Source organism: Streptomyces sp. NPDC059452, assembly GCF_042750035.1.
Taxonomy (GTDB): Bacteria; Actinomycetota; Actinomycetes; order Streptomycetales; family Streptomycetaceae; genus Streptomyces.
The window spans coordinates 263,103-285,503 of record NZ_JBHYVE010000003.1 but is presented as its reverse complement, the minus strand read 5'-3'; the positions used below and the strand labels follow the sequence as shown (position 1 = coordinate 285,503).

General features: G+C 71.6%; 16 protein-coding genes. 9 read left to right on the top strand and 7 right to left on the bottom strand.

Going from position 1 to position 22,401, the window contains the following annotated elements:
* Window positions 1–52 precede the first annotated feature (52 nt).
* Window positions 53–1,795, top strand: coding sequence for a VWA domain-containing protein (locus ACFW9Z_RS06650; RefSeq protein ID WP_384635321.1), 1,743 nt, complete (start codon window positions 53–55; stop codon window positions 1,793–1,795).
* On the opposite strand, the gene ACFW9Z_RS06645 is transcribed toward ACFW9Z_RS06650, so the two are convergent.
* Window positions 1,729–3,018, bottom strand: a complete 1,290-nt coding sequence (locus ACFW9Z_RS06645; protein ID WP_384635319.1) for an ATP-binding protein — start codon at window positions 3,016–3,018, stop codon at window positions 1,729–1,731. The two genes, ACFW9Z_RS06650 and ACFW9Z_RS06645, sit on opposite strands and share 67 nt — an antisense overlap.
* Window positions 3,015–3,668 (bottom strand): response regulator transcription factor, encoded by a 654-nt coding sequence (locus ACFW9Z_RS06640; RefSeq protein ID WP_384635776.1) that lies wholly within the window; start codon window positions 3,666–3,668, stop codon window positions 3,015–3,017. Before ACFW9Z_RS06640 ends, ACFW9Z_RS06645 begins: the two co-directional genes overlap by 4 nt.
* Before the next feature lie 194 nt (window positions 3,669–3,862).
* On the opposite strand from ACFW9Z_RS06640, the gene metG reads away from it, so the two are divergent.
* Window positions 3,863–5,476 carry a methionine--tRNA ligase gene (gene metG, locus ACFW9Z_RS06635; RefSeq protein WP_384635316.1) on the top strand — a complete coding sequence of 538 codons (1,614 nt, stop codon included), beginning with the start codon at window positions 3,863–3,865 and terminating at the stop codon, window positions 5,474–5,476.
* Between the two features lie 60 nt (window positions 5,477–5,536).
* On the opposite strand, the gene ACFW9Z_RS06630 is transcribed toward metG, so the two are convergent.
* The 3 genes from ACFW9Z_RS06630 to aspS form a co-directional block, all read right to left on the bottom strand.
* Window positions 5,537–7,012, bottom strand: coding sequence for a DUF4157 domain-containing protein (locus tag ACFW9Z_RS06630; RefSeq protein WP_384635314.1), 1,476 nt, complete (start codon window positions 7,010–7,012; stop codon window positions 5,537–5,539).
* A 148-nt stretch (window positions 7,013–7,160) separates the two neighbouring features.
* Window positions 7,161–7,967, bottom strand: coding sequence for a hypothetical protein (locus ACFW9Z_RS06625; protein WP_384635311.1), 807 nt, complete (start codon window positions 7,965–7,967; stop codon window positions 7,161–7,163).
* A gap of 237 nt (window positions 7,968–8,204) precedes the next feature.
* A complete protein-coding gene (gene aspS, locus ACFW9Z_RS06620) occupies window positions 8,205–10,007 on the bottom strand; it encodes an aspartate--tRNA ligase (protein ID WP_384635308.1) in 1,803 nt (600 codons plus the stop codon).
* A gap of 162 nt (window positions 10,008–10,169) precedes the next feature.
* Here aspS and ACFW9Z_RS06615 point away from each other — a divergent pair, with 162 nt between their 5' ends.
* Entirely contained in the window at window positions 10,170–12,296 is a 2,127-nt protein-coding gene (locus tag ACFW9Z_RS06615; RefSeq protein WP_384635306.1) for a SpoIIE family protein phosphatase, read from the top strand.
* A gap of 183 nt (window positions 12,297–12,479) precedes the next feature.
* The gene (locus ACFW9Z_RS06610) at window positions 12,480–12,683 is read left to right on the top strand and encodes a DUF5708 family protein (RefSeq protein ID WP_384635303.1); all 204 of its coding nucleotides are present in this window, start codon (window positions 12,480–12,482) and stop codon (window positions 12,681–12,683) included.
* A gap of 173 nt (window positions 12,684–12,856) precedes the next feature.
* Here ACFW9Z_RS06610 and ACFW9Z_RS06605 read toward each other — a convergent pair whose 3' ends face one another.
* Both ACFW9Z_RS06605 and ACFW9Z_RS06600 read right to left on the bottom strand, forming a co-directional pair.
* Window positions 12,857–13,828 (bottom strand): pirin family protein, encoded by a 972-nt coding sequence (locus ACFW9Z_RS06605; RefSeq protein ID WP_384635300.1) that lies wholly within the window; start codon window positions 13,826–13,828, stop codon window positions 12,857–12,859.
* Between the two features lie 199 nt (window positions 13,829–14,027).
* Window positions 14,028–14,495, bottom strand: a complete 468-nt coding sequence (locus ACFW9Z_RS06600) for an SseB family protein (protein ID WP_007447855.1) — start codon at window positions 14,493–14,495, stop codon at window positions 14,028–14,030.
* Window positions 14,496–14,680: 185 nt separating this feature from the next.
* On the opposite strand from ACFW9Z_RS06600, the gene ACFW9Z_RS06595 reads away from it, so the two are divergent.
* From ACFW9Z_RS06595 to ACFW9Z_RS06575, 5 genes are all read left to right on the top strand, one after another.
* Window positions 14,681–16,507 carry an acyl-CoA dehydrogenase gene (locus ACFW9Z_RS06595; protein ID WP_384635297.1) on the top strand — a complete coding sequence of 609 codons (1,827 nt, stop codon included), beginning with the start codon at window positions 14,681–14,683 and terminating at the stop codon, window positions 16,505–16,507.
* 123 nt (window positions 16,508–16,630) lie between these two features.
* Window positions 16,631–17,257, top strand: coding sequence for a Uma2 family endonuclease (locus tag ACFW9Z_RS06590; protein WP_384635294.1), 627 nt, complete (start codon window positions 16,631–16,633; stop codon window positions 17,255–17,257).
* Between the two features lie 98 nt (window positions 17,258–17,355).
* Window positions 17,356–18,654, top strand: a complete 1,299-nt coding sequence (locus tag ACFW9Z_RS06585) for a M18 family aminopeptidase (protein ID WP_384635291.1) — start codon at window positions 17,356–17,358, stop codon at window positions 18,652–18,654.
* Window positions 18,655–18,768: 114 nt separating this feature from the next.
* Complete coding sequence (locus ACFW9Z_RS06580; protein WP_384635288.1) at window positions 18,769–18,990, top strand: DUF6458 family protein; 222 nt, start codon at window positions 18,769–18,771, stop codon at window positions 18,988–18,990.
* 167 nt (window positions 18,991–19,157) lie between these two features.
* Window positions 19,158–22,352 carry a BTAD domain-containing putative transcriptional regulator gene (locus ACFW9Z_RS06575; protein ID WP_384635285.1) on the top strand — a complete coding sequence of 1,065 codons (3,195 nt, stop codon included), beginning with the start codon at window positions 19,158–19,160 and terminating at the stop codon, window positions 22,350–22,352.
* Window positions 22,353–22,401: the final 49 nt, after the last annotated feature.

Here is a 22,401-nt window from a genome sequence, read left to right as displayed (position 1 = left end):
ATCACCCAGGTCGGACATTCACCGCACCCAACTCATGCGAAAGGCCTCGCCCATGGGCATTCGGAGCTTGCTGCGTAAGGTGTTCGGCCGCACGGAGCAGGACGAGCCGACCACGGCCACCGTCCCGCCCCAGGCCGAGCGCACCCCGTCCACGGAGGCGGAGCCGGAGACCACTTCGGCGGCCGAGCCCGCGACGGAGCCGAAGGCGTCGATCCCGTCACCGGCCTCGCCCACCTCCCCGTCCGCCTCCACCTCTTCGCCCGCCTCGGCGTCCCCGGCCGCCTCCGCGGACGCCGAGGGTGACGCCGGTGCGGCGGACCTGGTGGCCGCGGCCTTCGACAAGGCGGCCACCGCCCCGACGACTCCGTCACCGACCGTCCCCGCCCAGAGCTCGGGCCCGGACGCGGAGGTAAAGACGGAGGCTGAGGCTGAGCCGAAGGCGACCCCGAGCGCGGAGCCGAAGGCGGAGCCGGACGCCGAGCCCGTCGCGGAGACCGCTACCGAGCCCGTCGCGGAGCCGGTCGCGGAGACCGTTGCCGAGCCGACGGCTGAGGCCGTTGCCGAGCCCGTCGCGGAGCCGGTCGCGGAGACCGCTACCGAACCGGTCGCCGAGCCGGTCAAGGCTGAGGAGCCCGTCGCCGAGCCGGTCGAGGCGGATGCACCCGCGAAGCCCGTCGCCGAACCCGTAAAGGCTGAGAAGCCGACTGCGGCGCCGGACCCGATCACGATCGACCTCGACCTCGACCCGGAGCCCGCTCCGGAGGCCGAGCCCGCGCCGGAAACGGAGCCCGTAGCGGCGGTCGAGGCCGACTCCGCGCCGGAGACCGAGCCGGAGTCCGCACCCGCAGCGGTGACGCCGGAGCCGGAAGCTACTCCGGAAGCCAAGTCCGAGCCGGAAGCGGAGGCTCAGACCGCACCCGCGCCGGAGGCCACCCCGGAGGCCGCCGAAGCCCCGGAGGCCCCCAAGGCCCCCGAAGCCGCCGCCCCGGAGATCACGGAGCCCCCCGCAGCCGCCGAAGCCCCGGAAGCCCCCGCAGCGGTAGCAACCGAGCCGGAAGCCACTCCGGAAGCGAAGGCCCCGGAAGCCACGCCGGAAGCCCCCGCCAAGCCCGCCACCCCCCTCTCCCGGGTCACCTCCGACGCCCCCCAGCTCGTCGCCCCGTACAAGGCGGCGCAGGCGGCGCTCAAGGGGCACGGGCTGACCGGGCTCCGCGCCCGCGTGTACCTGGTGCTCGACCGCTCGGGCTCCATGCGGCCGTTCTACAAGGACGGCAGCGCCCAGCACCTGGGCGACCGCACCGTGGCGCTCGCCGCCCACCTGGACGCCGACGCCACCGTCTCCGTCGTCTTCTTCTCGACCGACATCGACGGCACCGGGACGATCGAGCTGGCCGCCCACGAGGGCCGCGTCGACGAGCTGAACGCGGGTCTGGGGCGGCTGGGCCGGACGAACTACCACCGCGCGGTCGAGGAGATCGTGGCGGACCATGAGAAGGCGGAAGGCGCCGGACCGGCCCTGGTGATCTTCCAGACGGACGGGCCGCCGGACGCCAAGCTGCCCGCCCGCCAGGCGCTCGTGGAGGCGGAGCGGCTGCCGCTGTTCTTCCAGTTCGTCGCCTTCGGCGAGCAGGACGCGAAGGGCTTCGACTTCCTGCGGAAGCTGGACGCTCCCAACGCAGCCTTCTTCCACGCGGGCCCGGCCCCGCGCGAGATCGCGGACGCCGAGCTCTACCGGGAGGTCCTCGCCGGACTCCCGGCCTGGATCGCCGCCCGTGAGGCCCGCTCCGAGGCCTGATCGACCGGCAGCCGTACGGTCACGGCGAGACCGCCGCCCTCCGGGCCCGGTACCGCCGTGACCGTACCGCCATGGGCCACCGCGATGGACCGCACGATCGACAGCCCGAGGCCCGACCCCGGACCCATCCGGTCGCGCCCCTCGCCCCGCCGGAACGGCTCGAAGAACCCCGCGATATCGGCCTCGGTGACCACCGGGCCGGTGTTGCGCACCACCAGAGCACCGTCACCGGTCACCGAGACGTCCACCGAACCGCCCGGCACGTTGTACGTCAACGCGTTGGCCAGCAGGTTCGACACCAGCTGGGACAGCAGCAGCCGGTTGCCGCGCACCGGGCAGGCCGCCACCTCGACGTTCACCACCGGCCGCCGCCCCGCCCCCTCCCGCGCCGACGGCTTCGCGAGCAGCCTCACCACCGGGTGCCGGGCCGTCTCCTCCCGCACCACCCGGTCGAACCGGACGTCCTCGCGCTCGTCGGCGGCCAGCCCCCGTTCGCTGCGGGCCAGCACGAGCAGCCCCTCTATGAGCCGCTCGCTGCGCCGGTTGGTGTCCAGCAGCGTCTGCCGGGTGCGGACGAGGTCCTCGGGGGTCGGGTCGTCCAGGCCCACCTGGATCGCCGCGCGCTGGGTGGCGAGCGGGGTCCGCAGCTCGTGCGAGGCGTTGGCGATGAACCTGCGCTGGCTGTCGAACGCCTTCTCCAGCCGGCCCAGCAGCGCGTCCAGCGTCTCGCCCAGCTCCTTGAGCTCGTCGTCGGGCCCGCTGGAGGCGATCCGCTCGTGCAGCGTCCGCTCCGAGAGCCTGCGCGCCTTCGCCGTCATCGCGTGCACGGGCCGCAGCACCCGGCCCGCGATCCACCAGCCCACCCCGACCGCGCCCGCCGTCATCACCAGGAGCGCGGCGATCGACCAGTACATGTGCTGCTTGCTCGCCGCGTCGCTGACGTCGTCGGTCAGCTCGTAGACCGTGGGCGCCCCGGTCGAGCTGCGGACGATGAACGGGACATCGGCGGGGTACCCCGCCGAGGGCACGGCGACGGCGGAGGAGGCGATGGCCCGCGCCTCGGAGTCCGTACCGGCCCGGGAGGCCACGTTGACGGTGGCGAGCAGCGCGGTGCCGAGGATCAGGAAGACACCGCCGTAGACGAGGGCGATACGGGTACGGATCGTGGAGTGCGGCAGCTTGGACGCGGCCACCAGCCGCCGCAGCCAGGGCGGCCGCTTCACAGGGCGTACCCGACGCCCTGGACGGTACGGATCAGTGCGGGCTCGCCCAGCTTGGCGCGGAGTTTGCTCATACAGACGCGTACGGCGCCGGTGAAGGGATCGGCGTTGGCGTCCCAGGCCCGCTCCAGCAGCTCCTCGGCGCTGACCGTGCCGCCGTCCGCCTCCAGGAGGAGCTGGAGCACGGTGAACTCCTTGGGCGACAGGTCCAGCTCCCGGCCGTCACGGAGCGCGGAGCGCCGTACGGTGTCGAGCCGGATGCCGTGCCGCTCCAGCTGGGGCGGTACGGGCCGGGCGCTGCGGCGCCGCAGGGCGCGGACCCGGGAGACCAGCTCGGGGAACTCGAACGGTTTGCTGACGTAGTCGTCGGCGCCGAGGTCGAGCCCGGCGACCCGCTCCTCCATGGTGCCGGAGGCCGTCAGCATCAGGATCCTGGTGCGGGAGCCGGAGGCGACGAGCCGACGGGCCACGTCGTCGCCGTGGACGCGCGGGAGGTCGCGGTCGAGCACGACGACGTCGTAGTCGTGCAGCCCCAGGTAGGCCAGGGCCGCGTCCCCGCTGTAGACCGTGTCGACCGCGAAGCCGGCCCGGCGCAGCCCGGTGGCGACCAGCTCCGCCAGGATCTCCTCGTCCTCGGCGACCAGTACCCGCATGGTGATGTCCCTTGCCTCGTGCACGCTTGTCCGCTCCCTCCCAGGATGCGACTTTCCTGCGGGAAGCATTACGGGAAGGGATGTTTCGCAAAGCTCTCCCCCGGGCTCTCCACCGGAGGGCACCGCTCCGCCCACCCGTCGGCCCCCGTTCATCGATGTGAGTGGATCTTCTACTGGCCGTTAGGATTTCGACCATGGCGGCCACTGGATCCGAGAAGCAGGGGGCGACGGCGTACTACGTCTCGACCCCCATCTATTACGTCAACGACGCTCCTCACCTGGGCCACGCCTACACGACCGTCGCAGGCGACGTGCTCACGCGCTGGCACCGCCAGCGCGGCGAGAAGGTGTGGTACCTCACCGGCACGGACGAGCACGGTCAGAAGATCATGCGCACGGCCGAGGCGAACGACGTGACTCCCCAGGCCTGGGCGGACAAGCTCGTCGAGGAGGCGTGGAAGCCCCTCTGGGAGCATCTGAACATCGCCAACGACGACTTCATCCGGACCACGGAGAAGCGGCACACCGACCGGGTGCAGGAGTTCGTCCAGGACCTGTACGACAAGGGCGAGATCTACAAGGGCGGGTACGAGGGCCCGTACTGCGTGGGCTGCGAGGAGTACAAGCTCCCCGGCGATCTGATCGACGGCGAGGGCGAGTTCGCCGGTCAGAAGCTCTGCCCGATCCACAAGAAGCCGGTGGAGCTCCTCAAGGAGGAGAACTACTTCTTCAAGCTCAGCGCGTACGGTCCGAAGCTGCTGGAGTTCTACGCGGCGAACCCGGGCTTCATCCAGCCCGAGTCGGCCCGCAACGAGGTCGTGAACTTCGTCGAGCAGGGCCTGCAGGACCTGTCGATCTCGCGCTCGACCTTCGACTGGGGCGTCCCGGTCCCGTGGGACGACAAGCACGTCATCTACGTCTGGGTCGACGCGCTGCTCAACTACGCGACGGCCGTGGGCTACGGCGCCAACCAGGAGAAGTTCGACGGTACGTTCCCGGCGGACGTGCACCTGATCGGCAAGGACATCCTCCGCTTCCACTCGGTGATCTGGCCCGCGATGCTGATGGCGCAGGGCCTGCCGCTCCCCGGCAAGGTCGTCGCCAACGGCTGGCTGATGGTCGGCGGCGAGAAGATGTCCAAGTCGAACCTGACCGGCATCAAGCCGCAGGACCTGACCTCGCACTTCGGTGTGGACGCCTACCGCTGGTACTTCCTGCGGGCCATCGCGTACGGCAGCGACGGCTCGTTCTCCTGGGAGGACTTCACCGCCCGCTACACCTCCGAGCTGGCCAACGACTACGGCAACCTCGCCTCGCGCGTCGCGGCCATGGTCGGCAAGTACTTCGGCGGGGCGCTGCCGGAGGCCACGGCCGCCGGTGACGCCGAGCGGGCCGTGCGGGAGGGCCTGGCGAAGGCCGTCGCGACCGCCGACCTGAAGATCGGCGAGGAGCTGGACTTCCAGTCCGGCATCCTGGCGGTCTTCGACTTCGTGAAGCAGGTCAACGGCTACATCACGGAGCAGGAGCCGTGGAAGGTGGCCAAGGACACCACCCCGGAGGGCCAGGCCCGCCTGGCGACCATCCTCTACACGGCCGCCGAGTCGCTGCGCGGGGTCGCGGTCCTGCTCAACGCCGTGATGCCGGAGACCTCGCAGCGGCTGTGGGAGTCGCTGGGTGCCGAGGAGTCCCTGGGCGCCCTGGCCGACCAGCGGGTCCAGGACGCGGGCACCTGGGGCGTGCTGCCCGCCGGAGCGACGGTGACGAAGGGCGCGGTGCTGTTCCCGCGCCTGGAGGAGAAGCCGGCGTAGCCGTCGCCGTACGTACGTCGGGAGCCCGGGACCGCGAGCGGCGGCCCCGGGCTTCCGTGCTTACGGGATGGTGAGCGGGCGGGTCTTGTCCTCGGGGTCGACCACCGACTTGTCCGGGTGCACCGCGACCAGCCTGGCGCCCTTGGCGTAGGTGCTCTCCCGCCCGAAGAACTGGTACCCGGCGTCGAGGAGCTGGACGATCTCGTGGCCCAGCATCGCCTGCGGACCGCCCTCGTCGGCGGTCTTGCCGGTGTCCCAGAGCGCCTTGTGGCCCTCCCGCTCGGCCTCGTCCCAGAAGTTGGCCGCGGTGAGCTTGCCGTTGCGCAGGAGGTCCTCGACCCGGGGCCCCAGCTTGGTGAGGATCTTGAAGACCGCGCGCTCCTCGATACCGCCGTCCATGAACGCGTAGTTGACGGGGACCGACCACTTCCCGGTGTTCAGCCGCCGCCCCAGCCGCGCGTCCAGCGAAAGCCTGTCGTTCTCCTGCGGCTTGCTCTTCTGGTGCTCGGCCCAGTCGCCCGTGTCACCGGTACGGCCGAGGACGAGCTTGTTCTTCGCCTGGCCCGCCTTCGTCCGGGCGTCCTGCATCGTTTCGGACGTCGTCTGCGTCAGGTCGGCGCGGATGCCGTCGCGGAGGGCCGTCTCCAGCTCAGCCCTGCTCCGCCCGGCGGGCTCACCCAGGTAGGCGTCGATGGCCTCGATGGTGTCGTTGAGGTCCGCGTTGTTCATGATCCACTTGAGGTTCTGCTGCTGCCACTTGTCATAGTCCGAGATATAGCCGTCGAGGCCGCCCTCCAGCTGGTCGAACAGCCGCTGGACCTCTTCGTCGATCTTGCCCGGATACGCCACCCGCTGGATGTCACCGGCGTGCCCGGAGGCCGGTGCCGCCTCCGCCGAGCGCGAGTCGGCGACCGCCGGTCCGGCCGCCGCCGGGCCGTTCAGCACGCGCCGCGCGGTGGCCTCGGCCTCGCGCTCGTACCGGTCCGAGGGGTCGCTGACGCGCAGTCCGTCGCCCCGGTCGGTCCCCGCCACGGGGCCGGAGCGCTGCTGGAGGACGTGGGTCAGCTCGTGGGCGAGGGTGTGCCGGTCGATGCCGGAGCCCCCGGCGACGATGTGGCTGCCGGAGGTGTAGGCGACCGCGCCGACCTCGGCGGCGGACGCCCTGGCGGCGGCGTCGGTGTGGATGCGTACGTCGGAGAAGTCGGCGTTGAAGCGCGCTTCCATGTCGGTGCGGTTCCGCTCGTCGAGCGGCCGCCCGGTGCTGCGCAGGACATCGTGGACCGCCGAGCGCTGCACCGACGGCTGTCGCACGGACGGCTGTTGCCCCTCGGTGTGGCCGCAGTCGGCGCCGTGCCGGTGCTGGTCCTCCGTACGGGAGGCTCCGGCCCGACGCACCATCTGCACCACGGCCGCGTTCCCGACCGAGCTCTGGAGGGCGAGCAGGGCCTCGGACGGCGGCCCCGTCCGCGCTCCGGACCTGCGGGCCGTCGCGGCTTCCGGCCGCCCAGGTGCTCGGCTGCTCGCGTGGTGGTACAAGGAAGTTCCTTCCGGCGCCGATGTACGTCTCTTCCCGGTATACCCGGGCGTACGGCGGGGGGCCAGGTACTGGCGGGCAGAGTGCCCGGCCCCTGCGGACGGAGATCACCGCACGTTCGGGCCGTGGAAGCCCCCGCGCAACCACCGGTCAGAGGCTCAGCGACGCCGCATCGCCCATCACGATCACCGGGTTCAGCTCCGGGTCCAGGGTGCGCAGGAGCCGCTCCATCCGCTCCTCCGGGATGGAGACGCAGCCCTGGGTGGGGCCTCCGTGGTCGACGTGGATCCAGATGCCGCCGCCGCGTCCGAGGCCGAGGGGGCGGGTGCGGTCCAGCGGGCTGACGCCCTCCGTGCGGTTGTAGTTGATCGCGACGACGTAGTCGAAGGAGCCTTCCAGCGGCTCCCCGAAGAACCCCACGCCGTCCACCGCGAACCGGGGATGTTCGTCGTACGGGAGCAGAGCCCCCGGGTCCGGGAGCCGGCCGCCCGCGTCGGTGAGCGAGTAGACGCCCTTGGGGGATTTCAGGTCGCCCGCCACATGGTGGTCGGTCCAGCCCTTCATCCCGTTGTGGGCGTCCCACGGACCGGCGGACGACTTCCACCCCTCCTCCGGGTCCTCGCGGCTGTACAGCATCGCGCTGGACCGGTTGGAGTCCTCACCGTCCCCGGTGACGACGAACGCCTGCCGGGCCTCGTCGGGGATCTGCGCCCGGGTCTCGGGCCCCAGCCCCGGGATCTCCGCGGGGCTGGGCGCGGGCTCCGCTTCGGCCGCTTCCCGGAGTACGGAGGCGGCGTCGGACTCCGGGCCCGCGGCACCCTGCCCCGGGGCGGCGGCCGGAGCGGTGGCGGAGGTGGCGGGGGTGGTGGAGGTGGAGAAGGCGCAGCCGGTGAGCAGCAGGGCCAGGACGAGGAGAGGTACGGCGAGCAGGGCGGGCGGGCGGCGCGGGACGGACACGGTGGCGGACTCCTCGGGTGAGGGCGGGCAGCGCGGCAGGGCGGCGCGGGGGGCGAGAGGGGTGTCTCGGTGCCAGTCTTTGCCGCACCCGGCGCGGCCGAACCCGAACCGGGGCCATCCGGCTGTACGGCGTCGCCCGGCCAACGCAGTCGCCGACGCAACGGAACAGCCCCCGATCAGGTGATCGGGGGCTGTTTCACGTGAAACATCCGCAGAGCGGGACCGTACGCGTACGGCCTACTTGTCGGCGGCGGGCTTCTCCGACGCGGCCGCGCCCTTCGCGGCGACCGGCTTGCGGAGCTGGATGTTCAGCTCGCGCAGCCGGGTCTCGTCCAGCGTGGTCGGGGCGCCCATCATCAGGTCCTGGGCGTTGCCGTTGAGCGGGAAGGCGATCGTCTCGCGGATGTTCGGCTCGTCGGCGAGCAGCATCACGATGCGGTCGACGCCCGGGGCGATGCCACCGTGCGGCGGGGCGCCGAGGCGGAACGCGCGGAGCATGCCCGCGAACTCGTGCTCGACGGTCTCGCGGTCGTAACCGGCGATCTCGAAGGCCTTGAGCATCAGCTCGGGCTCGTGGTTACGGATGGCGCCCGAGGACAGCTCGATGCCGTTGCAGACGATGTCGTACTGCCAGGCGAGGATGTCCAGCGGGTCCTTCTCCTCCAGGTCGGCCAGGCCGCCCTGGGGCATCGAGAAGGGGTTGTGCGAGAAGTCGATCTTGCCGGTCTCCTCGTCCCGCTCGTACATCGGGAAGTCGACGATCCAGCAGAACCGGAAGACGCCCTCCTCGAAGTGGCCGGCGCGCTTGGCGGCCTCGACCCGGACGGCCGACATGATCTTGGAGACCTCGTCGAACTCGCCCGCGCCGAAGAAGACCGCGTGGCCCGGGACCAGCGAGAGGCGCTCGGTGAGCGTCTTGACGTCGGTCTCGGTGAGGAACTTGGCGATCGGACCGGCCAGCGTGCCGTCCTCGCCCACGCGCACCCAGGCCAGGCCCTTGGCGCCGTGCTCGACGGCGTACTCACCGAGGCCGTCGAAGAACTTGCGGGACTGGCCCGCGGTGTCCGGGACGGGCAGCGCGCGGACGTGCTTCCCGGCGAACGCCTTGAACCCGGAGTCGGCGAAGACGTCCGAGATGTCGACGAGCTCCAGCTTGGCGCGCAGGTCCGGCTTGTCGTTGCCGTACTTCAGCATCGACTCGCGGAACGGGATGCGCGGGAACGGCGAGGTGACCTCGCGGCCGTTGCCGAACTCGGTGAAGAGCTCGGTCATCAGCTTCTCGATCGGCTGGAAGACGTCCTCCTGCTCGACGAAGGACATCTCCACGTCGAGCTGGTAGAACTCGCCCGGCGAACGGTCGGCGCGGGCGTCCTCGTCGCGGAAGCAGGGCGCGATCTGGAAGTAGCGGTCGAAGCCCGAGATCATCAGCAGCTGCTTGAACTGCTGCGGGGCCTGCGGCAGCGCGTAGAACTTGCCGGGGTTCAGCCGAGACGGGACGACGAAGTCACGGGCGCCCTCGGGGGAGGTCGCGGTGAGGATCGGGGTCGCCATCTCGTTGAAGCCGAGCGCCACCATCTTGGAGCGGATGGCGGCGATCACGGCCGAGCGCAGCATGATGTTGCGGTGCATGCGCTCGCGGCGCAGGTCGAGGAAGCGGTACTCCAGACGCCGCTCCTCGTTGACGCCGTCCTCGGTGTTGATCGTGAAGGGCAGCGGGCCCGCCTCGCCGAGCACCTCGACCTCGGTGACCTCGATCTCGATCTCACCGGTCGGCAGCTCCGGGTTGACGTTGTCGGCGCCGCGCGCGGAGACCTTGCCGTCGATCCGGACGACGGTCTCCTTGGTCAGCTTCGACAGGGCCTCGTTGCCGGGGGTGCCGGGGCGGGCGACGAGCTGCACCAGACCGTAGTGGTCGCGCAGATCGATGAAGAGGATGCCACCCAGGTCTCGGCGATTGTGCAGCCAGCCGCTCAGCCGGACGTCGGTGCCGACGTCAGAGGCGCGGAGCTCGCCGCAGGTGTGGGACCTGTACCGATGCATCGTCGTTCATCCAGTCTTCGCGGTTGGGGTGGAATGAGCCACCCCAGGCTACCGCTCGGTGCCGGGCCTCTTCATTTCCCTTTGTCCCCCGCTCCCGGCCCGGGTCCGCGCTCGGCGTCTCCTCGGTGGCGTATGGAGAGCACATCTTCCTAAAGTGGGGCAATGCGCACCGAGGAAGTCCTGGCCGCGATCGCGACCGGCCTGTGGCGCTGGGACAACGCAGCCGGCACGGTCACGCTCGACGCGGAGGCGGCCCGGCTGCTCGGCCTGCCCGCCGAGCCCGGCAGCTACCGGGAGGCGGCGGTGCGCTCCCGCTTCCATCCGGTCGACTGGAACGAGATCTACGGGGTCGTGAACCTGGCCGTCGCCGAGGGCACCCTGGCCGAGGCGCGGCTGCGGATCGTCGACGAGCGGGGCCGGGTGCTGCGTACCGTACGCAGCCGCTCCAAGCCGGTCGTCCCGGAGGACCCGGGCTCCGTGAACTACGTCCTCATCGGCACGCTCCAGGAGGTCGCCGAACCGCAGCTGGGCTCGTCCGGCCCCCACACACCGATCACCGGGGACTGGCGCCGGTCCCGGGAGGCGTTCCTGCTGGACGCCGGGCGGGCGCTGGCGGAGGCCCGGTCCACGGAGGAGGTGCTGCGGGTCGCCTCCTCCCTCTCCATGCCCGGCTTCTCCCCGGACGGGCTCGCGGTCTTCGGCTCGGCCGGGGAGCGGCTGACGATCATCGGCCACCACGGGCAGAGCTCGGAGGACGAGGACCCCTTCACCGACATGCCCCTGGACACCGACTACCCGGCCGCCGAGGTGGTCCGCACCGGCCGCGCGATCTACCTCCCCTCCCCCGAGGAGTACCGCCGCCGCTACCCCGCCACCTGGCCCCTCGCCCGCCGCTTCGGCCGGCAGTCCTGGGCGTACCTGCCGCTCATCGCCTCCGGCCGCACGATGGGCGCCTGGATGGCCGGGTTCCAGCACCGGGTGGGGTTCTCGCCCGACGAGCGCGCGGTGCTCACGACGGTCGCCCGGATGCTCGCCCAGGCACTGGCCCGGGCCGGGGTCGCGGAGACCGAACGGGAGCTGTCGCTCGGGCTCCAGCGCTCGATGATGCCGACGCTGGGGCCGGACATCCCCGGTATGACGGTGGCGGCGCGGTACGTGCCGACCGGCGGCGGGCTCCAGGTCGGCGGCGACTGGTACGACATGATCCCGCTGCCCAACGGCCGGATCGCCCTGATCATCGGGGACGTCCAGGGCCATGACGTACGGGCGGCCGGGCTGATGGGCCAGCTCCGCATCGCCCTGCGCGCGTACGCCTCCGAGGGGCACCGCCCGGACGCCGTGCTCTCCCGGGCCTCGCGCTTCCTCTCCGGGCTGACCGACGCGTACGAGGGCGTGGCGGGCGACGACGAGCCGTCCGCGCCGCGCTTCGCGACCTGCCTGTACGCGGAGGTGGACCCGGAGACCGGGACCCTGGACATCGCCCGTGCGGGCCATCCCGACCCGGTGGTGGTGAGCGCGGACGGCACGGCGGTGATCCGGCAGACGGCGGGCGGGCTGCCGCTCGGCATCGAGACGGACTCCGACTACCCCACCACCCGGGTGGTCCTGGAGCCCGGCGAGACGATCATGCTCTGCACGGACGGCCTCATCGAGACCGGCGGCCACGACATGGCCACCGGCTGGACCCGGCTGCGCCCGGTCCTGGAGGAGCCCACCGAGGACCTGGAGCAGATGGCCGACGCCCTGGTCCAGGCCGTGCACGGGCCGACCTCGCACTACACGACGGGGCCGCTCGCGGACCGCCGCGAGGACGACATCGCGGTGGTGGTGCTGCGGCGCGAGAGCGTACGGGAGCCGGAGACGCCGGCCCGCCGCAGCGTCCTGACCATCGCGCAGGCCGAGCCGGAGCGGATCTCGGTGGCCCGCCAGCTCGTACGGGAGCTGCTGCACGACTGGAAGGACCTGGAGCAGGTCGACTCGGCGGTCCTGATGGTCTCGGAGATGGCCACCAACGTGCTGGTCCACACGGACGGCGACGCGCTGATGGCGGCGGAGGTCTCCGGGGACCGGGGGGAGCGGCGGCTGCGCGTGGAGGTGGCCGACGCGAGCGACGAACTGCCGCACAAGCGGCGGCCGGGGGAGATGGCGTCCAGCGGGCGGGGGCTGGTGCTGATGGAGATGCTGGCGGACGCGTGGGGGGTGGACCCGCGGGGTGAGGGCAAGTCGATCTGGTTCGAGCTGAACGAGGGGGCGGGGTCGGGGGAGTCGGCGGAGCCGGGAGCGCTCTGAGGGGCGCCCGGGCGGGCCTCGGGTCCGGGGCGACCGTATTCGGGTCGACCGAGTCGATCGAACGATGTACCCCGGTTCGTTCTGCGGGGTGAGGACACCCGCACGCTCCGTTCCTAGGCTGATCAGGACCCGTCAACGGTGCGCGGCACACGGGCGCACGGTCCCGAAGGAGAGTGGCCCCTCATGAAGCAGGCGTCGAAGAATCTGCTGGAAGGTGTCGTCACCTTCGCCGTGGGCCTGGTCCTGTGGCTGTTCACGGAGGGGGTGGAGATCTCTGTCTTCACGCTGACGAAGGTCGGCGTGGCCCTGATGTGCGTGGGCGGGGTGCTTCTCGCGCTGGGCCTGTTCCAGTCGGCGCGCGGGGCGAACGCCGTGAGGCACGGCTGAGGGTGCCCCTCAGCCGCTGAGGGGCACCCTCCAGCCTCGCGCGAGCGGGAGACCCTGTCTCGGGGAAGCCCCGCGCGCCAAGGCCCCGCTCGGGAAGGCCTGCCTCCGGCAAGGCCTGGCCGACGCCTACGCCGACACCGCCGTCGGCGGCCGAGCACCGCCCCCGGCGAGCCCTACCGCCCGCCCTCGCCCATGCCGTGGACCGCCGGGACCCTGCCCAGGCGGCCCGCCTGGAAGTCCTCGAAGGCCTGCTTGAGCTCGGCCTGACTGTTCATCACGAACGGTCCGTAGTGGGCCATCGGCTCCCGGATCGGGCGCCCGCCGAGCAGGACGATCTCCAGGTCCGGGGTGTTCCCGTCCTGCTTCTCGTCCGCGCGGACGGTGAGCGAACCGCCGCTGCCGAACACCGCGGTCTGCCCGAGGCGGATCGGGCGGCGCTCCTCGCCGACCGTGCCGCGCCCGGCCATGACGTACGCGAGACCGTTGAAGTCCTCGCGCCACGGCAGGGTCACCTCGGCGCCGGGCCGGACGGTGGCGTGGATCATCGTGATCGGGGTATGGGTGATGCCCGGCCCCTGGTGCCCGTCGAGCTCACCGGCGATGACCCGGAGCAGCGCGCCGCCGTCCGGGGAGGCGAGGAGCTGGACCTCGCCGCCGCGGATGTCCTGGTAGCGCGGGTTCATCATCTTGTCGGCCTTGGGCAGGTTCACCCAGAGCTGGAGCCCGTGGAAGAGCCCGCCGGACAGGACGAGCGACTCCGGCGGCGCCTCGATGTGCAGCAGCCCCGATCCGGCGGTCATCCACTGGGTGTCGCCGTTCTCGATGGTGCCGCCGCCACCGTTGGAGTCCTGGTGGACGAAGGTGCCGTCGATCAGGTACGTGACGGTCTCGAAGCCGCGGTGCGGGTGCCAGGGCGTGCCCTTCGGCTCGCCTGCGGCGTACTCCACCTCACCCATCTGGTCCATCATGATGAACGGGTCGAGGTGCTGGTAGTTGATCCCCGCGAACGCGCGGCGGACCGGGAAGCCCTCGCCCTCGAATCCGCTCGGCGCCGTGGTGACGGCGAGCACGGGCCGGGCCACGGCGTCACCCGAAGCGGCCACCTTGGGCAGGGTCAGCGGGTTGTCGACGGTCACTGCGGGCATGGGAGCCACCTCCGGGCGAGTCTTCTGGAACGAATTTAGTTGAATGATGAACATCCCGCAAGGCGTGCGGCATTCCCGGCGCTCCCCGGGTGCGCTCCCCGTATGCGCCCCGGCAGCCGAAAGGGCCCGCGCCACTCCCGGCGCGGGCCCTCGCCCGAAAGATGAACCAGCAGGTCAGAGACGCGCCGGACCTCGACACCTACCCGTACATACGGCGCATCGCGAAGTCGACCATCTGCTCGACCGCCTTGGCGTCGAAGACCATCCGGTGGTCGCCCTCCATGTCGAGGACGAAGCCGTACCCCGTGGGGAGCAGGTCGATCACCTCGGCGCCGGTGATCACGAAGTACTTGGACTCCTTGCCCGCGTAGAGCCGCAGCTCCTTCAGGGTGGTGAACATCGGGATCACGGGCTGCTGCGTGTTGTGCAGCGCCAGGAAGCCGGGGTTGTCGCCGCGCGGGCAGTAGACCTTCGACGTGGCGAAGATCTGCTGGAAGTCCTCGGCGGAGAGGGAGCCGGTGGTGAAGGCCCGTACCGCGTCGGCCAGGGAGGGCGGGGAGGGCTCGGGATACAGCGGCTGCTCGCCGTAGCCGCCACCCATCTGCCCCATCTGGCCCATCTGACCCATCTGCTGCTGAGCACCAGGGTTCTGGTCGTAGCCGTACATGCTGCAAAGAGTAATCGGACACATCTACGGCTTGAGGGGTTGCGCCTTATTACTGACGGGTAGCATCATCGTAGAGGTCAGCTGATACACCCACGTCTGGCCTGTTCCGAACGCCTGCCTGTCGCCCGACCCGCATCACTCCCCGGGGCGCTGCGCGCCACTGCTATTGATTACGGAGCCTTCCCATGGGGCACTACAAGTCGAATCTCCGCGACATCGAGTTCAACCTCTTCGAGGTGCTCGGGCGCGACAAGCTGTACGGCACCGGCCCGTTCGCGGAGATGGACGTCGACACCGCGAAGAGCATCCTGGAGGAGATCGCCCGCCTCGCGGAGAACGAGCTCGCCGACTCCTTCGCCGACGCCGACCGCAACCCGCCGGTCTTCGACCCGGAGACCAACACCGCGCCGGTCCCGGAGAGCTTCAAGAAGTCGTACCAGTCCTTCATGGACTCCGAGTACTGGCGTCTGGGCCTGCCCGAGGAGATCGGCGGCACCACCTCCCCCCGCTCCCTGATCTGGGGCTACGCGGAGCTGCTGCTCGGCTCGAACCCGGCCGTGTGGATGTACTCCTCCGGTCCCGCCTTCGCGGGCATCCTCTTCGAGGAGGGCACGGAGGAGCAGAAGAAGGTCGCGGAGATCGCCGTCGAGAAGCAGTGGGGCTCGACGATGGTGCTGACCGAGCCGGACGCCGGCTCGGACGTCGGCGCCGGCCGGACGAAGGCCGTGCAGCAGGAGGACGGCTCCTGGCACATCGAGGGTGTGAAGCGCTTCATCACCTCGGGCGAGCACGACATGTCCGAGAACATCCTCCACTACGTGCTGGCCCGCCCCGAGGGCGCCGGCCCCGGCACCAAGGGCCTCTCCCTCTTCTTGGTCCCCAAGTACCACTTCGACTGGACCACCGGCGAGCTGGGCGAGCGCAACGGCGCGTACGCGACGAACGTCGAGCACAAGATGGGCCTCAAGGCCTCCAACACCTGCGAGATGACCTTCGGCGACCGCCACCCCGCCAAGGGCTGGCTGATCGGCGACAAGCACGACGGCATCCGGCAGATGTTCCGCATCATCGAGTTCGCCCGCATGATGGTCGGCACGAAGGCCATCGCCACGCTCTCCACGGGCTACCTGAACGCGCTGGAGTACGCGAAGGAGCGCGTCCAGGGCACCGACCTGTCGCAGTTCATGGACAAGACCGCGCCCAAGGTCACCATCACGCACCACCCCGACGTGCGCCGCTCGCTCATGACGCAGAAGGCGTACGCCGAGGGCATGCGCTCCCTCGTGCTGTACACGGCCTCCGTCCAGGACGCGATCCAGGAGAAGGAGGCCGCGGGCGAGGACGCCAAGGCGCTGAACGGCCTCAACGACCTGCTGCTCCCGATCGTGAAGGGCTACGGCTCCGAGAAGTCCTACGAGCAGCTTGCGCAGTCGCTCCAGACCTTCGGCGGCTCCGGCTACCTCCAGGAGTACCCGGTCGAGCAGTACATCCGGGACGCCAAGATCGACACCCTCTACGAGGGCACCACGGCCATCCAGGGCCAGGACTTCTTCTTCCGGAAGATCGTCCGCGACCAGGGCGTCTCGCTCAACACGCTCTCCGAGGAGATCAAGAAGTTCCTCGCGGGCGCCCAGGGCAACGAGGAGCTGGCCCCCGCGCTGGACTCGCTCGCCAAGGCGGCCGTGGACCTGGAGGCGATCGTCGGCACGATGATCACCGACCTCACCGCGACCGGCGAGGACGTCAAGAACATCTACAAGGTCGGCCTCAACACGACCCGCCTCCTGATGGCCTCCGGCGACGTCGTCGTCGGCTACCTCCTCCTCAAGGGCGCGGCCGTGGCAGCCGAGAAGCTGCCGACCGCCTCCGCCAAGGACGTGGCCTTCTACCAGGGCAAGATCGCCGCCGCGAAGTTCTTCGCCGCGAACATCCTCCCGGGCGTCTCGACCGAGCGCGCGCTCGCCGAGACGGTCGACAACTCCCTGATGGAGCTGGACGAGGCGTCCTTCTAAGGAACCGCTTCCAAGGAATCGCTCGCCCGTTTCGTCAACCAGTGCCGCCACCCGGAATTCGTTCGGGTGGCGGCGCTGTCGTATCAGCTGGGTACGCTGAGTGCACGGACCAGAATCCCTTCCATGGGAGGAACCATGACCGCCGAGGCACAGTCCGAAGCGTCGCAGCTGCGGCGCGCCAACCCCGGGTGGCCGGTCCCGCCACCGGACGGCTACACCGTGGACGATTTCTTCACGCTTGACGACCTCCCGCCGCACACAGAGCTGATCGACGGGAGCCTGGTTTTCGTGAGTCCGCAGCGCAAGTTCCACACGCTGGCCATGTATCTGCTGGAGCAGGGGCTGCGGCAGCACGTCCCGAACGAGCTGCGCGTGCGTCGCGAAATGGCCGTCGTGCTCAGCAAGCGCAATGCCCCGGAGCCCGACCTTCTCGTGGTGACCGCCGCTGCCGACGGCGACCAGCGCACCACCCGCTACCAGGCCGCCGACGTCCTGCTCGCCGTGGAAGTCGTCTCCCCCGACTCCGAGGACCGCGACCGGGACACGAAGCCGCACAAGTACGCGGCGGCGGGCATCAAGCACTTCTGGCTCGTCGAGATGACCGGTGAGAACGACCGCCCCATGGTCATCACCTATGAGCTCGATCCGGTCAACAAGACGTACGTCTCCACCGGCGTCCACCACGACCGCCTCAAGCTCTCCGCCCCGTACGACATCGACATCGACCTGACCGCGATCGACGAGCTGTAGCGCCTCCCGTCCAGTGCCCCGCCGCGGCCGCCCGTGCGGTCGCGCCGGTCCGCCGGTCACCGGATTCCGGACTCAGGTCCCTCGATACAGTGAAGACCATGAGTTCTCGCCACCGGTTCGACCGTGCGCACACCGATGATCTGATGTCCTTCCTGGCGGCGAGCCCGTCCCCGTACCACGCTGTGGCCAACGCGGCCGCCCGGCTGGAGGAGGCCGGATTCCGACAGGTCGAGGAGACCGCCGCCTGGGACGCGACCACCGGCGGGAAGTACGTGCTCCGGGGCGGGGCCATCATCGCCTGGTACGTGCCGGAGGGCGCGTCCGCGCACACCCCGTTCCGGATCGTCGGCGCGCACACCGACTCCCCGAACCTGCGGGTGAAGCCGCTGCCCGACACCGGGTCCCACGGCTGGCGGCAGATCGCGGTGGAGGTCTACGGAGGCACGCTGCTGAACACCTGGCTGGACCGGGACCTGGGCCTGGCCGGCCGGATCTCGCTGCGGGACGGTACCGACCGGCTGGTCAACATCGACCGGGCGCTGCTGCGGGTGCCCCAGCTGGCCGTCCACCTGGACCGGTCCGCCAACACCGACGGCCTCAAGCTCGACCGGCAACGCCACATGCAGCCGATCTGGGGGCTCGGCGAGGTGGCCGAGGGCGACCTGATCCGCTTCGTCGCCGAGGAGACGGGCGTCGACGCGGAGGACGTCACCGGCTGGGACCTCATGCCGCACGCCATCGAGCCGCCGTCCTACCTGGGCCGGGACCGCGAGCTGCTCGCCGGGCCGCGCATGGACAACCTCCTCTCCGTGCACGCCGCGACCGCCGCCCTGGCCGCCGTCGCCGGACAGCCGGACGAGGAGCTTCCGTACATCCCCGTACTGGCCGCCTTCGACCACGAGGAGAACGGCTCCCAGTCCGACACCGGGGCCGACGGGCCGCTCCTGGGCACGGTGCTGGAACGCTCGGTCTTCGCCCGGGGCGGTACGTACGAGGACCGCGCACGCGCCTTCGCCGGAACGGTCTGCCTCTCCTCCGACACCGGCCACGCCGTGCACCCCAACTACGCCGAGCGGCACGACCCGACGCACCACCCGGTCGCCAACGGCGGGCCGATCCTCAAGGTCAACGTCAACATGCGGTACGCCACCGACGGCAGCGGCCGCGCGGTGTTCGCCGCCGCCTGCGAGAAGGCGGGCGTGCCGTGGCAGACCTTCGTCTCCAACAACTCGATGCCCTGCGGCACGACGATCGGCCCGATCACCGCCGCCCGGCACGGCATCCAGACCGTGGACATCGGGGTCGCCATCCTCTCCATGCACAGTGCCCGTGAACTGTGCGGCGCCGACGACCCGTACCTGCTGGCCAACGCGCTCACGGCGTTCCTGACGGACTGACCCGGCGCCCCCGCACGCCCTCTCAACGTCCGCCCCGCACATGGTTGTTGCCGGGCCGGGTACGCGACCCGTACACCGGTCCGGATTCACCGGGCCGACGAGGAGGCGGAATTCATGGGACTCGGAGGATGCATTCTCCTGATCGCCGGTGGCGCGATTCTGGCGTTCGCGACCGACTGGAAGGTGGACACCGTCAACCTTGACCTGGTCGGCTGGATCATGATGCTCGTCGGCCTCATCGGGGTCTTCGTCTACATGAGCATCGCGCGCCGTCGGCGCATGATCATGCCGCCCACCACCACGGTCGTCCAGGACGACGAGCGGCGCTACGGGTGACCCGGGGCCGGTAACGGGCGACAGTGACGACGCCCCGGCCCGCCCTGCGGCCGAAATCCGGCACCGACCAGGCATGACCCGGCGCAGGACGCCCGGCGGCCCCGATATTCTGGGACGGATCCCGCGCCCCCGCCGCGGGCGCGTCCCGCCCGGAAGGGGAGCCGTTCGTGGAGTTCCGGCTGCTCGGCACGGTCTCCGTCGAAACGCTCGCCGGGCCGCTGCCGCTCGGGCCCGCCAAACGGCGCAGCCTGCTGGCCGCGCTCCTGCTCTCCGCCAACACCCCGGTCTCCGTGGGCAGGCTGACGGACTTCCTGTGGGACGACGAGCCCCCGCTGCACGCCCGTAGCGTCATCCAGGGGCATGTCTCCCGGCTCCGCGCGCTGCTGGTGGACGCGGAAGCGGAGGCGTACGGGGTGGAGCTGGCCACCCTCGGCGACGCGTACGTCCTGCGGACGCCGGAAACCCTGCTGGACTCCCAGCGGTTCGAGGAACTGCTGATGCTGGCGCGGGAGCAGCGCTCCCCCGCCGACACCGTCCTGATGCTCAAGGAGGCCCTCTCCCTGTGGCAGGGCCCGGCGCTCAGCGGAGCTCTCGCCGGGCCGCCGCTGAGGGCGGCCGCGCACTCGCTGGAGGAGTCGCGGCTGGCGACGGTCGAGCTTCTCGCCCGCACATACGGGGCGTTGGGCGAGCACCACCGTGCGGCGGCCCTCCTGGCGGCGGAGACGGCGGCGCACCCGCTGCGGGAGTCCCTGGCGGCGGAGCTGATGCTGGCGCTGTACCGGGCGGGCCGTCAGTCGGAGGCGCTGGACCGCTTCCACCGTACGCGGCGGCTGCTCGCGGACGAGCTGGGCGTCGACCCGGGCCACGAACTCGCCGACGCGTACGCGCTGATCCTGCGCGGGGAGCCGGGGGGTGGCAGTCGGCCGCCGGACGTGAAGACGAGGCCGGGGACGGCCGCCGCCACCGTCCCGGGGCACGTGGGCTCGCCCGTCCCGGGGCATTCGGGCGACCCCGTCCCCGTCCCCGAGCACGTGGGCGTCCCTGTTCCGGAGACCAGCACCGTGCCTGTGCACGGTGGGACCGGCGGGAACGGCATGCCCGTGCGCGATGCGGCCGCCGTGGACACCCCACCCGCACACGTGATCGCCGCCGTGGGCGCCAACCGCGTGCGCGGTACGGCCCCTGTGGACACCACCGGCATACGCGATACAGCCCCCGCAGGCACCACCGGCATACGCGATACAGCCCGCGTGGGCGCTACAGCTCCTGCGGACACCACGCACGTGAGCGATGCGAGTCCCCTGGACTCCATGCGCGTGCGCGATGCGGCCGCCGTGGACTCCACCCGCGTACGCGATACACCCCCCGTGGACACCACCCGCATCCGCGATACAGCCCCCGCAGGCACCCCGCCCCTACGCGCTGTCACCCCTACGGACACCGCCGCCCCCGCCGACCTCCTCCCCCGCGCTCCCCGTGGCTTTCACGGGCGCGGGGCCGAGCTGGCCGCGCTCACGCGGGCGGCGGCGGGGGAGGCGCCCGTCTGTCTGGTCACCGGACCGGCCGGGGTGGGCAAGACCGCGCTCGCCCTCCAGTGGGCCCACCGCAGCCCCGCGCTCTTCCCGGACGGGCGGCTCTTCGCCGATCTGCGCGGGTTCAGCGAGGCCGGGGAGCCCGCACTCATCGACGTACTGCGGGAGTTCCTGCTCGCACTCGGCGTCGCACCGCGCCGCGTCCCGGAGTCCGCCCCCGCGGCGGCCGCGCTCTTCCGGTCGCTGACCGACCGGCGCAGGCTGCTGGTGATCCTCGACAACGCCCGCGACTCCGCCACCGTCCGGCCGCTCCTCCCGGGCGGCAGCGACTGCGTCACGCTGGTCACCAGCCGCCACCGGCTGGAGGGGCTCATCGCCTCGGACGCCGCCCGGCCCGTCCCGCTCGGCACGCTGGAACCCGACGACGGAACGGCCCTGCTCGCCGGGGTGCTCGGCGAGGAACGGGTCCGCGCCGAACCGGTGGCGGCCCGGCGGCTCGCCGAACTCTGCGGCGGGCTGCCGCTCGCCCTGCGGGTCACCGCCGCCCGGCTGGCCGGGCGGCCGCACTGGACACTCGCCGCGCTGGCCGGCGAACTGGCCGACGAGCGCGGCAGGCTGGCCTGTCTGGACGTGGACGACACCGGGGTCGCCGCCGCACTCCGGCTGACCGTCCAGCACCTGCCGTCCGGGGCGGTCCACCAGTTCGCCCGGCTCGGCCACCATCCGGGCGGCCACTTCGACCCGTACACGGCCGCCGCGCTGGCGGGGACGGACCCGGTCACGGCCGGTGCCGCGCTGGAACGGCTCGGCGCGGCCCACCTCGTCACCGAGACCGCCCCCGGACGCTGGGTGCTGCACGACCTGGTACGCCTGTACGCGCGGGGGATCGACCCGGCCGCCGGGCCCGGGGCACTGGTCGGCGTGCTCGACCACTACATCGCCACCGCCCTGGCCGCCGCCGACACGGCCGAGCCCGGCGGTGAGCCCTGCTTCGTCCTGCCGGACGACCACCGCAGGCCTGCCGCCGTAAGGGACTTCGCCGACCGTGCGGCGGCGATGCGCTGGCTGGCCGCCGAGCGCGAGGATCTGACGCTGGCCGCGGTGGCCGCCCGGGAGGCGGGGCTCGACGACCGGGCCTGGCGGATCATCCTGCTCCAGTGGCCGCAGGTGGTGTGGCGGGTGCGGGACAACTGGGCACCGCTGCTGGAGCTGGCGCTCGACTCGGCCCGCGCCGGGAAGGACACGTACGCCGAATCGCGGGTCCTCACCCTGCTGGGCTGGGTGCTGACGGAAGAGGGCCGGACCGCCGAGGCCGCCGCCCTGCTGGAGCGTTCGCCCCACCTCGCCCGGCAGGCCGGTGACCCGCTGGGCGAGGCGACCGCGCTGATCAACCTGGCGGTGGTCCAGGCCGAGCTGGGTGAACTGGACCCGGCACAGGACGGGTGCGTACGGGCCGTCGAACTGGCCCGTACGGAGGAGGACCGGCACACCGAGATGCTCGCCCTCCAGCACCTCGCCCGGATGCAGCTCACCGCAGGGCACCCCGAGGACGCCCTCGTATCCGCCCGAACGGCGCTCGACCTGGGCCCCGAGCACGAGGAGGCGGCCCGCCGGACGCTGTTGCTGGCCGTCAGCGGCGAGGCCCGCCTCGCGCTCGGCGAGGAGGACGAGGGCATCCGGCTGCTGGACCGGGCCGCGGCGGAGGCGGAACGCGCCGGGTACGACGAGGGGGCCGTACGAGCGCTGGCAGCGCTGCTGCGCGTGACGGCGCGGGCGGACTACCGGCGACGCCACGAAGAGGCGCTCCGGCGGCTCTCCGACACGGGCTGACCGGCCGACGCACGGGCTCAGACGACACGTCCTCCCGGCTTTACGGCGC